Source organism: Salinisphaera sp. PC39 (assembly GCF_040361335.1).
In the GTDB taxonomy this organism is placed as follows: domain Bacteria; phylum Pseudomonadota; class Gammaproteobacteria; order Nevskiales; family Salinisphaeraceae; genus APNM01.
In genome coordinates, this window is the sequence record NZ_APNM01000001.1 from 130,381 (window position 1) to 143,455 (window position 13,075).

15 protein-coding genes are annotated in these 13,075 nt (G+C 62.6%); 13 read left to right on the forward strand and 2 right to left on the reverse strand.

Annotation, left to right across the window (positions count from 1 at the left end; all coding sequences use genetic code 11):
* Positions 1-144: 144 nt before the first annotated feature.
* On the reverse strand, positions 145-1,848 hold the full coding sequence (locus PC39_RS00590) for a sigma 54-interacting transcriptional regulator (RefSeq protein WP_353251413.1): 1,704 nt from the start codon (positions 1,846-1,848) through the stop codon (positions 145-147).
* Between the two features lie 472 nt (positions 1,849-2,320).
* On the opposite strand from PC39_RS00590, the gene PC39_RS00595 reads away from it, so the two are divergent.
* The 9 genes from PC39_RS00595 (at position 2,321) to PC39_RS00635 (ending at position 8,632) form a co-directional block, all read left to right on the forward strand.
* Positions 2,321-2,521: a phenol hydroxylase subunit gene (locus PC39_RS00595; RefSeq protein WP_353251414.1), complete on the forward strand. Its 201-nt coding sequence runs from the start codon at positions 2,321-2,323 to the stop codon at positions 2,519-2,521.
* A 30-nt stretch (positions 2,522-2,551) separates the two neighbouring features.
* Complete coding sequence (locus PC39_RS00600; RefSeq protein WP_353251415.1) at positions 2,552-3,553, forward strand: aromatic/alkene monooxygenase hydroxylase subunit beta; 1,002 nt, start codon at positions 2,552-2,554, stop codon at positions 3,551-3,553.
* Between the two features lie 14 nt (positions 3,554-3,567).
* Positions 3,568-3,843, forward strand: coding sequence for an MmoB/DmpM family protein (locus tag PC39_RS00605; RefSeq protein WP_353251416.1), 276 nt, complete (start codon positions 3,568-3,570; stop codon positions 3,841-3,843).
* 20 nt (positions 3,844-3,863) lie between these two features.
* Positions 3,864-5,402, forward strand: a complete 1,539-nt coding sequence (locus PC39_RS00610; protein WP_353251417.1) for an aromatic/alkene/methane monooxygenase hydroxylase/oxygenase subunit alpha — start codon at positions 3,864-3,866, stop codon at positions 5,400-5,402.
* Positions 5,403-5,485: 83 nt separating this feature from the next.
* Entirely contained in the window at positions 5,486-5,845 is a 360-nt protein-coding gene (locus tag PC39_RS00615) for a phenol hydroxylase subunit P4 (RefSeq protein WP_353251418.1), read from the forward strand.
* A 26-nt stretch (positions 5,846-5,871) separates the two neighbouring features.
* Positions 5,872-6,933, forward strand: a complete 1,062-nt coding sequence (locus PC39_RS00620) for an NADH:ubiquinone reductase (Na(+)-transporting) subunit F (protein ID WP_353251419.1) — start codon at positions 5,872-5,874, stop codon at positions 6,931-6,933.
* A 22-nt stretch (positions 6,934-6,955) separates the two neighbouring features.
* Entirely contained in the window at positions 6,956-7,282 is a 327-nt protein-coding gene (locus tag PC39_RS00625; protein WP_353251420.1) for a 2Fe-2S iron-sulfur cluster-binding protein, read from the forward strand.
* A gap of 52 nt (positions 7,283-7,334) precedes the next feature.
* A complete protein-coding gene (locus PC39_RS00630; protein ID WP_353251421.1) occupies positions 7,335-8,288 on the forward strand; it encodes a catechol 2,3-dioxygenase in 954 nt (317 codons plus the stop codon).
* 173 nt (positions 8,289-8,461) lie between these two features.
* Positions 8,462-8,632, forward strand: a complete 171-nt coding sequence (locus tag PC39_RS00635) for a putative antibiotic biosynthesis monooxygenase (RefSeq protein WP_353251422.1) — start codon at positions 8,462-8,464, stop codon at positions 8,630-8,632.
* 28 nt (positions 8,633-8,660) lie between these two features.
* On the opposite strand, the gene PC39_RS00640 is transcribed toward PC39_RS00635, so the two are convergent.
* Complete coding sequence (locus PC39_RS00640; protein WP_353251423.1) at positions 8,661-9,350, reverse strand: GntR family transcriptional regulator; 690 nt, start codon at positions 9,348-9,350, stop codon at positions 8,661-8,663.
* Positions 9,351-9,466: 116 nt separating this feature from the next.
* Here PC39_RS00640 and PC39_RS00645 point away from each other — a divergent pair, with 116 nt between their 5' ends.
* The 4 genes from PC39_RS00645 to dmpE are packed head-to-tail and all read left to right on the forward strand — an operon-like array spanning position 9,467 to position 13,049.
* Positions 9,467-9,907: a GlcG/HbpS family heme-binding protein gene (locus PC39_RS00645; RefSeq protein ID WP_353251424.1), complete on the forward strand. Its 441-nt coding sequence runs from the start codon at positions 9,467-9,469 to the stop codon at positions 9,905-9,907.
* 25 nt (positions 9,908-9,932) lie between these two features.
* Complete coding sequence (locus PC39_RS00650) at positions 9,933-11,393, forward strand: 2-hydroxymuconic semialdehyde dehydrogenase (protein ID WP_353251425.1); 1,461 nt, start codon at positions 9,933-9,935, stop codon at positions 11,391-11,393.
* Positions 11,394-11,404: 11 nt separating this feature from the next.
* Positions 11,405-12,232 (forward strand): alpha/beta fold hydrolase, encoded by an 828-nt coding sequence (locus PC39_RS00655; protein WP_353251426.1) that lies wholly within the window; start codon positions 11,405-11,407, stop codon positions 12,230-12,232.
* A gap of 31 nt (positions 12,233-12,263) precedes the next feature.
* Positions 12,264-13,049, forward strand: a complete 786-nt coding sequence (gene dmpE / locus PC39_RS00660) for a 2-oxopent-4-enoate hydratase (RefSeq protein ID WP_353251427.1) — start codon at positions 12,264-12,266, stop codon at positions 13,047-13,049.
* Positions 13,050-13,075: the final 26 nt, after the last annotated feature.

The following is a 13,075-nucleotide window of genomic DNA, read 5'->3' on the forward strand; positions in this document are numbered from 1 at the left end:
CGGTAAGAAGGCAGTGTCTGTCCGCTGGCCATGTCCCACCGTGCACTGGTCCGTAGCCAACGCCGCCGTGCGCTCGATCTGGATTGCCCGTGCCCCCAAGGATGGCGGCGGACAGACTCTTTTCGGCGAGGTAGTTTCCGACGATCAGCCCCGATGTTTCTTCAGCCGGTAGGCGAGCTGGGGCCGGGTCATGCCAAGGGTCCGGGCCGCTTGGCTGAGGTTGCCCTGGGCGCGTTCGACCGCTCGTTCAATCAGCCGCGATTCCAGATCTTGTAGGGATTCTGTTTCGCTGAGCAAGCGGTCCACCAGGTCGTGACCAGTGGTGTCTGGCGTTTCACTGATGGGAACGTTCCCCTGCCCGATGGGATCGGCGGCGCCCGTTTGCGTGGTTGGCACGGCCGCCGCCGACGCGCTCAGGTTGGGGAATATGTCTTTTATATCGATCTGGTCGCCGTTGCCGACGATGATGATGCCCCGTTCGATCATGTTCTCTAGCTCGCGGATGTTCCCCGGCCAGTCGTAATTTTTGAGCGCCTCGATGGCGCGGTCCGTGATGCCGGCAATGCGTTTGCCGTGCCGGGCGTTATATTTGTCGAGAAAACGTGCGACCAGGAGAGGGATGTCCTCTGCGCGTTCGCGCAGGGGCGGCACGACCACCGGATAGATGTTCAGGCGGTAGTACAGGTCAGCACGGAATCGACCTTCCTGGACAGCTTGGCCGAGTTCAACGTTGGTTGCCGCGATCAGGCGAACGTCGACCTGTCGGGTGCGGGTGTCACCGAGCCGCTCGAATTCGCCTTCCTGGAGTACCCGCAACAGCTTCGCCTGGGCAGAGGGGGACAACTCGCCGACCTCGTCGAGGAATAGTGTGCCGCCGTCGGCGCGCTCGAATCGCCCGGGCCGGGACCGCTGGGCGCCCGTGAAAGCCCCTTTTTCGACGCCGAAGAGTTCCGACTCTATGAGTTCCTCCGGCATGGCGGCGCAGTTCACGGCCACGAAGGGTTTCGAGGCGCGCGGGCTCAGCTGGTGTACCGCTCTGGCGTACATTTCCTTGCCCACGCCGGTTTCGCCCAGCAGCAGCACGGTAACGAAGCTGTCGGCGGCCTTGTGGATGATCTCGCCAGTCTCGCGAAAGGCTTGTGAGGTACCGACCATGTCGCCCAGGGTGAATTCGTCGTCCAGGGAATAGCGCAGATGCGCGACCTGATTCTGCAACTCGGCGATCTGCTCGGCGACGTTTTCGGGCTGGAAGTAGCGTAGATTGTCCTGTATTTCCGGCCCCCAATCCTCGAGAGGTTTGCCCTCGATCTTGCAGCGACTGTCGCCTTGCCCTACGCACTCGGTCTCGCGAAACACTATGAAGTTGTTCATCAGGGCGCTCGTGTAGCCGGAGGCATAGCCGATCTGGGTCCAGCACACCGGCGCGTGGTAATGGCCGAATGTCTCGACGTGGACCTCCGCCTCATAGGAGTCTTCCCAGCTGAATTCGCCATAGAAACGCCCCGCGGCGACATCGATGACGAAATGGATGGGGGTGACGTTGACGATGCCTTCGAGGGAGTGCAGTTGCGGGCCGAGAGTCATCAGATCCTCGTCGCACGCTTCCGGCATGAGTTCGCGGACCATCTGGGCGTCTCGTCGGCCCGAGGCATAGCCCATGCGAGTGAGCACGCCGCGTGCACGATCGAGGCCCAGGGTCTCGATCAGCTCCGCACGGAGCAAGCCCAGGGCGCCGGCATGCAGAAGGACCATGCGCTGGTCCTCTAGCGATATGTGGCCCGAGCGAAAGGAGAGCTTGAACTGGGCGGCGAGCTCCGGTAACTCCTCGAAGCTGATACGCGATGGCATGGGACTCCTCCGTCCTATGGTCGGCGGCCTCGCCTCAGGTGGCACGGACCGATATCGGTACCGCCTATGCCGGCGCAAGCGGGCCGCTTGTTTATATGTCTGTACGCACTGGCGGGCGCCCCGGCGCGACAGTCGGCGGTCCGGTATCAGTGCCAGTGCCAGTGTCAAGCGCCGTTGTCATCCGTTAACTATACCCTCGGCCTTTGCAAGATGCGGCCTAGGCCGGGTGTGCCGATGCGTTTGATCAAATCATGAATTGTTGCGATGCATCTTCATTATATCGTGATTTTAGATTTTATCGATTAAATTTGATGCGACCGCAGCAATTTTAGTAAAAACAATAGCTTATTATTGTGGCATGGTCTGTGCGAGTCTTGGTGCAAGTCAAGAGGCGCGGCTTTCGGTCGGCACCGAGGCTTCAGTAAACAGGCTGGTCACTATGAGAGCAAATCAACTAACGAACCAACCCTACGTGCGAGTAACCGGGCGCCGCGCCGGCGGGTTCGTCGAGTTCGATTTTTCCTTCGGCGACGCGGATCTATACATCGAAATGATCCTGCCGGAGCACGCCTTCGAGGAGTTCTGCAACGCCAACGAGGTTCAGTACCCGTCCGAGGCGACGATCGCGCGTTGGGATGCCGAGCGCGAGAAATGGCGGGAGGGTGGGCTGTAACGCCTGCGCCGAAGACGCGAGGAGGAGAGCATGACCATAGAAATCAAAACCCAGTCGGTGGAGCCTCTGCGGCACACCTTCAGCAACGTGTCCCGGCGCCAGGGCGCCGACAAACCGGCATCCCGCTACTTGGAGGCGATGTTCGATCTCCAGCCCACGGTGAACTTCCATTACAAGCCCCAGTGGGATCCGGACCACGATCTCTACGACACGGGCCGCACGGCCCTTGTCATGGAGGATTGGTACGCCTTCCGTGATCCGCGCCAGTTCTACTACGGCGCCTGGACCACCACCCGCGCCAAGCAGCAGGACGTATGCGAGCGCAACTACGCCTTCGTCGAGAAGCGCGGACTGCTGGACTTGGTGCCGGAGAGCACACGCCAGCAGGCCGAGGCGATCTTCGTACCCCTGCGTCATGCCGAGTACGCCGCCAATCTCAACAATATGTACATCTGTGCCTACGGCTACGGCACGGCCATCACCCAGGCGGCGGGCTTCAACGCTGTGGACCGACTGGGCATCGCCCAGTATTTGTCCCGCATCGGCCTGATGTTGGACGGCAACACCAGCGAGTCTCTCGACAGGGGCAAGCGAGCCTGGCTTGAAGACGAGACATGGCAACCCCTGCGGCGACTCTGCGAAGAGCTGATGGTCCCCAAGGACTGGTTCGAACTCTACGTGGCGCAGAACTTCGCCCTGGACGGCTTGCTGTTCCCGTTGGTCTACGAGCGTATCGACGGCGAGCTGCAGCGCCGGTCGGGATCGACCCTTTCCATGCTCAACGAGTTCATGAGCGAGTGGTTCGGTGAAACAAGCCGCTGGGTGGACGCCACGCTGAAGACCGCCGCCGCCGAGTCCGATGCCAACAAGGTCCAGCTGGAGGCGTGGCTCCGGCACTACGTCGATCGCGTCGCCGAGGCGCTCACGCCCGTGGCCGCCCAGGTCTTCAAGGCGGACGCCCATGGCGTCATTGCCGAGTTGCGCGAGGCTCTCACCCACCGTGCCGGCAAGAAGGCCGGGCTCGAGCTCTAGGAGGCATGGCAAACATGGCCAACAACAACGTCTTCATCGCTCTCCAGAACAATGAGGAGGCGCGTCCCATCATCGAGGCCATCGAGCAGGACAACGTCGAGGCCCGTGTCGAGTACGCACCGGCCATGGTCAAGATCGACGCCCCCGGCCGGCTCGTCGTTCGCCGCGAGAGCGTTGAGGAACGGATCGGCCGGGACTGGGACCCCCAGGAGCTGCAGATCAATCTGATTTCGCTGTCCGGCAACATCGATGAGGACGAAGACATGTTCGTCCTGCATCGCGGCGACTGAATACGAGGAGGAGACCAGTAATGGCAGCCAAGCGACTCAGCCTGCGCGATAAGTACCAGAAGTTCACCCGGGATCTGGCCTGGGAGCCGGGTTATCAGAGCAAGGCGGATATTTTCCCCCAGACCGAGTTCGAGGGTATCCACATTCACGATTGGGACAGGTGGGAAGACCCATTTCGTCTGACCGTGGATGCCTACTGGAAATACCAGGCGGAGAAAGAGCGCAAGCTCTACGCCATCATCGACGCCTTCTCACAGCACAATGGCCAATTCAACGTTACCGACGCACGCTACGTTAACGCCCTGAAGCTGTTCCTCACCGGCGTCTCTCCGCTGGAGTATGCCGCCCACAGAGGTTTCGCCATGGCCGGCCGGCAGTTCTCCGGCGTCGGCGCCCAGGTGGCCTGTCAGATGCAGTCCATTGACGAACTGCGCCACGTCCAGACGCAGATTCACACCATCAGCCAGTACAACAAGTTCTTCAACGGCTTCCACGACTGGAACCACATGCACCAGCGCGTCTGGTACCTGTCCGTGCCGAAGTCCTTCTTCGAGGACGCCATGTCGGCCGGACCGTTCGAGTTCGTGACCGCGATTTCGTTCTCCTTCGAGTACGTGCTGACCAATCTGTTGTTCATGCCGTTCATGTCCGGTGCGGCCTACAACGGCGATATGGCCACGGTGACCTTCGGCTTTTCGGCCCAGTCCGACGAGTCGCGGCACATGACGCTGGGTCTGGAAGTCATCAAGTTCATGCTTGAGCAGGACGAGCGCAATGTGCCCATCGTCCAGAAGTGGATCGACAAGTGGTTCTGGCGCGGTTATCGGCTACTCACCCTGGTCTCCATGATGATGGACTATATGTTGCCGAAACGGGTCATGTCCTGGAAGGAAGCCTGGGAGATGTACTTCGAGGAGAACGGCGGCGCGCTTTTCGAAGACCTCTCCCGCTACGGGATCCGCATGCCCAAGTATTGGGAGGTCTCGGTCAAGGAGAAGGAGCGTCTCTCCCACGAAGCCTGGTCCATCTTCTACAACTACGGCCACGCCGCGGCATTCCATTCCTGGCTGCCGGACGAGTCGGAGATGGCGTGGCTCTCCGAGAAGTATCCGGACACCTTCGACAAGTACTATCGGCCACGCTACGAGCACTGGCGGTCGCTACAGGAAAAGGGCGAGCGTTGGTACAACAACACACTGCCCATGCTCTGCCAGACCTGCCAGATCCCGATGGCGTTCACGGAGCCGGACGATCCCACCCAGGTTTGCTACCGCGCCAGCGAGTACAACGGCGAGCAGTACCACTTTTGCTCGGACGGCTGTAAGGACATCTTCGACGACGAACCGGAGAAGTATGTCCAGGCCTGGCTGCCGGTGCACCAGATCTACCAGGGTAACTGCGGCGGCGCCAGCGTGCCGGAAGTTCTGGCGTGGTATCACCTGGTCGACGGCCAGGATAACAAGGAGTACCTGGAATCCCAGGACCGTGCCAATTGGGAACGTTGGACCGGTGGAAGCGCGGAGGCGGCGCGGCCGGTCAAGTCGGCCGTCAACCAATAGCACCGGAGCGAGCCGCCCCGGCGGCCCTTCCCCATGCCATCGCACAGAACCAGACGGGGCCTCACGGCCCCGGGAGGAGACCCATGTCCGTTCGAGCCACCTACGAGTATCGCGCTACGCCCAGGGACCTGCAGGAAAACTTCCACGGCAACCAATTGGTGTACATCGGCTGGGACCGGCACTTGATGTTCTGCTCCCCCGTCTGCCTGCCGCTGCCGCCTTTCATGCCCTTCGGCGTGCTGGTCGAGGACGTCTTGCCCGACGTTTACGCCAGCCATCCGGACTGGGCCCGCGTTGAATGGGACTCCATCGAATGGACGCTCGATGGCAAACCCCTGGTTCCGGACATGGGTGCCAGCCTTGCCGATCAGGGCATCGGTCACAAGTCGCTGATCCGTTTCCGCACGCCCGGTCTCGACGGTATCGGTGGCGTCGCCAGCTGAATCGTCGCAGCCGGAGGAGGAGAGATATGAGTTACGAGCTCACGATCGAGCCCCTCGGCGAGAGCCTGGAGGTGAACGACGAGCAGACCATGCTCGACGCGGCTATGCGGCGTGGCCTGTACCTGCCCCATGCCTGCTGCCACGGCCTGTGCGGTACGTGCAAGGTCCAGGTGCTGGAGGGCGAGGTTGAGGACGACGATGCATCGCCGTTCGCCTTGATGGAGTTCGAGCGCGAGGAGGGTTACACCCTGGCCTGCGTGGCCAAGCCCCTGACGGACGTGATCATCGAGGCCGACGTCGAAGAGGACCCCGACGCCGTGGTCGAGCCCGTAGAGGATTACGACGGGACCGTGGTCGATATCGTCGATCTTTCCCCCACGGCCAAGGCCGTCTTCATCGAGCTTGACCGGGACATCGGGTTCCAGGCCGGCAAGTACGTCAATCTGCACCTGCCCGACGTCGAGATGCCCCGGGCCTTCTCCCTGGCCAATGCGCCGTCGGAGACGCGGACCATCGAACTCAACGTGCGCCTGGTGCCCGGCGGTGAGGTAACCACCTATATCCACGAGAAACTCCAGGTCGGCGACAAGCTCCGGGTGTCCGGGCCCTATGGGCGCTTCTTCGTCCGCAAGTCCGCGCCGGAGGACATTGTGTTCTTTGCGGGCGGCACGGGTCTGTCCAGTCCCAAGGCCATGATCCTCGACCTGCTGGAGTCGGGCGACGAAAGGCATATCACGCTCTTTTACGGCCAGCGTCACCGCGCGGAGCTGTACTACCACGAGCTGCTCCAGGAGTTGGCCGCTCAATACGCCAATTTCAGCTACGTGCCCGCCCTCTCCGAGCCCAGGCCGGAGGATGACTGGAACGGCGCGACCGGTTTCATCACCGACGTTGCCGCCGAGCACATGGGCGGCAAGTTCTCTGGCCACAAGGCCTACCTGTGCGGTCCGCCGCCGATGATCGATGCCTGTTTGACCACGTTGATGCGCGGGCGGCTGTTCGAACGGGACATCTACATGGAGAAATTCATCACAGCCGCCGACGCCGCGCAGGCAAGCCGCAAGAGCCCGCTGTTCAAGGCGGTGTGAACGGACGGAGGAGGGTGACGGCATGGACGACGCGCCGTACCGGATCACGATCCTGGACACCGGCGAGACCTACGCCTGTTGCGGGTCGACCACGGTGCTCAAGGCCATGACGCAGCTGGGTCGGAAAGGCATCCCTTCAGGTTGCCACGGTGGCGGCTGCGGCATCTGCAAGGTGCGGGTGGTGAGCGGTTTCGTGACCACGCTGTCCATGAGTCGAAGTCAGGTGAGCGAGGCGGAGGAGGCAGTTGGCTACGCCCTGGCCTGCCGGTGCTACCCCCGCAGCGACGTGGATCTGAAGGTGGTCGGCAGGATGCAAAGGGCCGTCAAGCGGCCGTTCGGGTTCGTGTAATCAAGCGGGCGCTGGAAGAGGCGGCCGGAGAGCAACAGTGGAGGAGAGAGCAATGGGTGTCATGCGTATTGGCCATATCAACATCCGCGTCCTGGACATGGAAGCGGCGCTGCATCACTACGTCAAAGTCTTGGGCCTGCAGCAGACCGACACGGACGCGGCCGGCAACGCCTATCTCAAGGGTTGGGACGAATGGGACAAATACTCCGTCATGTTAACCCCGGCGGATCGGGCCGGCATGAACCATATCGCCTACAAGGTTGAAAACGATGCCGACCTGGACACGCTGGGCAAGCGTATCCGGGACTACGGGATCGCCGTGGAGGCAGTGGCGGCCGGTGAGTTGCCTGGCTGTGGCCGCGCTATCCGTTTCCGGTTGCCCAGCGGCCATCTGATGTATCTGTACGCCGAGAAGGAATTCGTCGGCAAGGCGGTGGGTACGACCAACCCGGACCCCTGGCCGGACGGTTTGCACGGTGCCGGGGTGCACTGGCTGGATCACGCCCTGCTCATGTGCGAGCTGCATCCGGAGCAGGGCGTGAACAAGGTGGCCGAATCGACGAACTTCATGCAGGAGGCGTTGGGCTTCAAACTCACCGAGCAGGTCATGGTTGGCCCCGATAACGATATCCAGGCAGCCGCTTGGCTGGCCCGAACCACCACGCCTCATGACATCGCTTTCGTCGGTGGCCCGGTAATGGGCCTGCATCACTGCGCTTTCTTCCTGGACGAGTGGGCGGATGTGCTGAAGGCTGCGGACGTTCTGGCCAAGAACAAGGTCAGAATCGACGTGACGCCTCAGCGGCACGGCATTACACGGGGCACCACGAGCTACTTTTTCGATCCCTCCGGCAATCGCAACGAGACCTTCGCCGGCCTGGGTTATTTGACCCAGCCGGACATGCCCGTTGTGACGTGGACGGAGGACAACCTCGCCAGCGGAATCTTCTATCACACGGGCGAACTCAACGAGGCGTTCACGGATGTTTATACCGAAGGCGCCTGATGGCGGCCCGGGCGTCGCCCGCCGGTGGGTAGCGGATGTCGCCTTGTCGGCATCCGTGCAGTGTTCGGGCACTGGAGGCCCTCCCCCGAAGGCGCAGCCTCGCGAAGAGGCGTCGGTCACGGTCAGTATCGCCCGAGCGGTACGCTCGGGACACCAAGGCGAACACGAGCAAGTTGACGCTCACGGTCGTTGTCTACGCGATGCCCGGCCTCGTGCAGTGGGCGTTGTTTCCGCTGACCCGCGATCTTCCGGCCCCGTTGGTGCTGTTCACGGTCGTGGCCGCGCAGGTTGCGTTGCTCTCCCGTGTGGTCAAGCCAAGGGTCACCCAGTCATTGAAAGGGTAGCTCCGTGAGTGAGGCCGGGATGAGTAGATCAGGACGTCGCCTCCTCCAGACTGTCGGCGCCCTCGGTCAGCAGTCCTTCGACGGCATGGGCGGTTCGCTCGATGTGAACACGCAGGACGTCGGTTGCCGTGCCCACGTCCCCGGCCAGGGCGGCATCCCGCAGCGCGCGGTGCTCCGCGGCGATGTCGCGGCCGGGCGCGTAGCGACTGCTGAGGAAGCGATATCGCCGGTGCTGGTCATGGAGGATGTCGCGCATGCGTTGCAGCCAGCGGGAAGGGCATGCGGCCACCAAGGCCTCGTGAAAAGCCTGGTTGCGTCGTTCCCATTTGGCGAAGTCCCCGGTAGGCGCACCCTCGATCTTTTCCAGCTGGTGGTAGGCGGCCACCACATCAGCCTCCCAATCATCGCCGCCATGCTCGATGCTCTGCTTGAGCGCCTGGCACTCGATGAGCACACGGGTATCGGTCACGTCCCAGAGGTCTTCCAGGTTGATGGGCGGTACCCGGAATCCGCGTTGACCGAGAGCGACGACCAGCCCCTCGCCTGCCAGTCTGGCCAGTGCCTCGCGAATGGGGCTTGCGCCGATTCCGTAGTGATCGGAGAGCTGCTTGACCGCGAGGCGGCCGCTGGGGGGGCATGCGCCGCGAATGATGTCGCGCTTCAACCACTCATAGGCCCGGTCGGAAAGGGTGGAGGCGGCTTCTTTGTGTCGCGGCATGGCCCGCCATCTCGGGGTTTGATTACCAAAGATTGTATCAACGCCCTTGACGCGCGACCAGATGTTATACATTATTATTAAAAATATCGATAAAATATTTATTAATCGATAATGATATGGAAGCTACGGCCATTCGGAAGACGGTGACACAACGCGGCATCCACTGGGAGGCGGCCCACGCGGCCGTGTGTGGCGCGGTCAAGAAAGCCGAGGCCCTGGGCATCCGCATCAACGTCGCCGTCTGTGATGCGCATGGGACGCCTATGGCATTTCTCCGCATGGCCGGTGCGCCGCTGCACAGCGTCGCCATCGCCGAGGACAAAGCCTACACCGCCGCCGGCTTTGGCATGTCCACGGCGCGATGGGATCGGGCGGTGGGAGATAACGAGGCTCTGCGCGCGGGTCTCGCCCAGCGTCCGAGACTGGTGATGCTGGGCGGGGGCTTGCCTGTGATGACCGATAACGAGTGCATCGGCGGCATCGGTGTGTCCGGCGGTAGCGAGGAAGAGGACGAACTCTGTGCCCGAACCGGTCTGGTGGCCGCCGGACTCGGATGACAAAGGAATCCAACAGGTGAGCTCTATGAAAGAGATCAAGCATTTCATTAACGGCGAGTACGTTGGCTCGGCCGGCGGACGGGTATTCGATGCTATCTCGCCGGTCACCGGCGAGAAGATTGCCACCGTGCACGAAGGTGCCCGGGAAGAGATCGATCGCGCGGTGGCTTCGGCGCGGGCGGCCCTGGACGGCGATTGGGGTCACATGCCGGTCACCGAGCGCATGGCACTGCTGCACAAGGTGGCCGAAGGGATCGACGAGCGCTTTGAGGCGTTCCTCGCCGCGGAGTGCGAGGACACTGGCAAGCCACGGTCGATGGCCAGCCATATCGACATCCCCAGGGGAGCGGCGAACTTCAAGATCTTCGCGGATCTGGTGAAGAACGTGCCCACCGAGAGTTTCCACATGGACACGCCGGATGGCGCCGGTGCACTGAACTACGCGATCCGTCGCCCCAAGGGCGTGGTGGGGGTGATCTCGCCGTGGAATCTACCGCTGTTGCTGATGACTTGGAAGGTCGGACCAGCGCTCGCTTGTGGCAATACGGTGGTGGTCAAGCCTTCGGAGGAAACGCCCCAAACCACGGCGTTGCTCGGCGAGGTCATGAACGACGCCGGTATTCCCGAGGGCGTGTACAACGTCGTCCACGGTTTCGGTCCGGACTCCGCCGGCGCCTATCTCACCCAGCACCATGACGTGGACGCGCTTACCTTCACCGGCGAGACCGCCACCGGCACCGCCATCATGAAGGCAGCGGCCGATGGCATCCGCGATGTCTCCTTCGAACTGGGAGGCAAGAATCCGGCGATAGTCTTTGCGGATGCCGACCTCGACAAGGCTATCGAGGGCACCATGCGCTCAGCGTTCGCCAACTGCGGTCAGGTCTGCTTCGGCACCGAACGCGTTTATGTGGAGCGGCCAGTGTTCAACGAATTCGTCCGTCGTCTGAAGGAAGGCGCCGAAACGCTGAAGATGGGCCCGAGTCAGGACCCGGACGTCAACTTCGGCCCGCTGATCAGCCGCGAACACAGGGACAAGGTTCTAAGTTACTACCGCCTGGCCGAGGAGGAGGGTGGCACCGTGGTCACGGGCGGCGGTGTCCCCGAGATGCCCGACGAGTACGCGGGCGGTGCCTGGGTACAGCCCACCATCTGGACCGGTCTGGCCGATGATGCCCGGGTAGTGCGCGAAGAGATATTTGGACCCTGCTGCCACATCCGTCCCTTCGACAGCGAGTATGAGGCGGTGTGGCTTGCCAATGACACCGAGTACGGCCTCGCCGCCACTATCTGGACCCGGGACCTTTCCCGGGCCAACCGAGTGGCGCGACGGCTGGAGGCTGGCCTGCTGTGGGTCAACAGCTGGTTTCTCCGCGACCTGCGAACCCCCTTTGGCGGCATGAAAATGTCCGGCATCGGACGCGAGGGCGGGGTGCATGGGCTGGAGTTCTACTCCGAGCTCAGCAATGTCTGCATCAAGCTCTGAGGTGATGGGTCATGGATGCCCGAGCCAATCCGGAGGTCGACTTAAGTATCAAGGCCGCCGGTATCGAAACCAATTACCACGATCACGGCCGGGGAGAGCCGGTCTTGTTCCTGCACGGTTCCGGCCCCGGTGTCAGTGCGTGGGCGAACTGGCGTCTCACGCTGTCCGCGCTGGCGACGTCCCGGCGTGTCGTCGCACCCGACATCGTGGGCTTCGGTTTCACCGAGCGGCCCGTAGGCATCGAGTACACATCGAATCAATGGGTGCGTCATGCCATCGGCGTCCTCGATGCTTTGGATCTGGACCGGGTGGACTTGGTCGGGAATTCCTTCGGCGGGAGTCTCGCCCTGCGACTGGCGCTGGAGCATCCGGAGCGGGTTCGCAAGCTCGTACTGATGGGGGCGGTCAGCCTGTCTTTCCCGCTGACCGAGGGGCTGGACCGTGTCTGGGGCTACGAGCCCTCCCTGAGAAACATGCGCGCGCTCATCGAGCTGTTCGCCTACGACCAGTCGCTGGCCAGCGACGATATCGCGGCGCTGCGCCATTACGCGAGCACACGTCCCGGCGTGCAGGAAGCCTATGCCGCGATGTTTCCGGCTCCGCGGCAACGGTGGGTGGATCGGCTCGCCAGCCGCGAGGACGAGCTGGCCGGACTGCCCAACGAGACCCTGATTGTGCACGGCCGGGAAGACCGGGTGATCCCGGTAGAGGTCTCGGAGCGTGCGTTCCGCTTGATCGACCGGGCCCAGCTGCATCTCTTCGGCCGCTGCGGCCACTGGGTCCAGATCGAGCATGCCCGGCGCTTCAACGCGCTTCTGGCGGGCTTCCTGGCCGAATAGTGCGGACGGATTAAAAGGAGGAGGCCACCACGTGGACCAGCAGACCATACAGACCCTGGGCGACGAACTCTACGAGGCGCTGCGCGCCCAATCCACCGTCACACCCCTAACCGAACGGCACGCGGATATCAGCATCGAGGATGCCTACTACATCTCCATGCGCATGCTGGAACGACGCAAGGCGGACGGTGAACGGGTCATCGGCAAGAAGATCGGTGTCACCAGCAAGGCCGTCCAGGCCATGCTCGACGTCCACCAGCCGGACTTCGGTTACCTCACCGACGCCATGCTCTTCGGCAACGGCGAGGAACTATCGATCAGCGAACATCTCGTCGCGCCTCGGGCCGAGGGCGAGGTCGCCTTCGTGCTCAAGCGTGATCTCGAGGGCCCCGGCGTCACCAACGCCGAGGTGTTACGCGCCACGGAGTGCGTCATGCCCTGCTTCGAGATCGTCGATTCCCGCATCCGCGACTGGAAGATCAGGATCCAGGACACCGTGGCTGACAACGCATCCTGCGGGCTATTTGTTCTGGGCGACCAGATCGTCGATCCGCGCCGGGTGGACCTGTCCGTCTGCGGCATGGTGGTGGAGAAGAACGGCGAGGTGGTCAGTACCGGCTCGGGCGCCGCGGCGCTGGGCTCGCCGGTGAACTGTGTGGCCTGGCTGGCCAACACTCTGGGCGAGTTCGGCATCAAGCTCGAAGCCGGCGAGGTGATCCTCTCCGGCTCCCTGGTGCCACTGTTGCCCATTCAGCCGGGTGAATCCATGCAGCTGAGTATCGGCGGCATCGGTACCGCGTCCACGCGGTTCGTCTGAGTCGCGTGCCGAATTCGACGGAGGAA

Bases quoted from the DNA above. Each gene is read 5' to 3' on its own strand.
- PC39_RS00590 (WP_353251413.1), bottom strand. From the start codon at position 1,848: ATGCCATCGCGTATCAGCTTCGAGGAGTTACCGGAGCTCGCCGCCCAG.
- PC39_RS00600 (WP_353251415.1), top strand. From the start codon at position 2,552: ATGACCATAGAAATCAAAACCCAGTCGGTGGAGCCTCTGCGGCACACC.
- PC39_RS00605 (WP_353251416.1), top strand. From the start codon at position 3,568: ATGGCCAACAACAACGTCTTCATCGCTCTCCAGAACAATGAGGAGGCG.
- PC39_RS00610 (WP_353251417.1), top strand. From the start codon at position 3,864: ATGGCAGCCAAGCGACTCAGCCTGCGCGATAAGTACCAGAAGTTCACC.
- PC39_RS00615 (WP_353251418.1), top strand. From the start codon at position 5,486: ATGTCCGTTCGAGCCACCTACGAGTATCGCGCTACGCCCAGGGACCTG.
- PC39_RS00620 (WP_353251419.1), top strand. From the start codon at position 5,872: ATGAGTTACGAGCTCACGATCGAGCCCCTCGGCGAGAGCCTGGAGGTG.
- PC39_RS00625 (WP_353251420.1), top strand. From the start codon at position 6,956: ATGGACGACGCGCCGTACCGGATCACGATCCTGGACACCGGCGAGACC.
- PC39_RS00630 (WP_353251421.1), top strand. From the start codon at position 7,335: ATGGGTGTCATGCGTATTGGCCATATCAACATCCGCGTCCTGGACATG.
- PC39_RS00640 (WP_353251423.1), bottom strand. From the start codon at position 9,350: ATGCCGCGACACAAAGAAGCCGCCTCCACCCTTTCCGACCGGGCCTAT.
- PC39_RS00645 (WP_353251424.1), top strand. From the start codon at position 9,467: ATGGAAGCTACGGCCATTCGGAAGACGGTGACACAACGCGGCATCCAC.
- PC39_RS00650 (WP_353251425.1), top strand. From the start codon at position 9,933: ATGAAAGAGATCAAGCATTTCATTAACGGCGAGTACGTTGGCTCGGCC.
- PC39_RS00655 (WP_353251426.1), top strand. From the start codon at position 11,405: ATGGATGCCCGAGCCAATCCGGAGGTCGACTTAAGTATCAAGGCCGCC.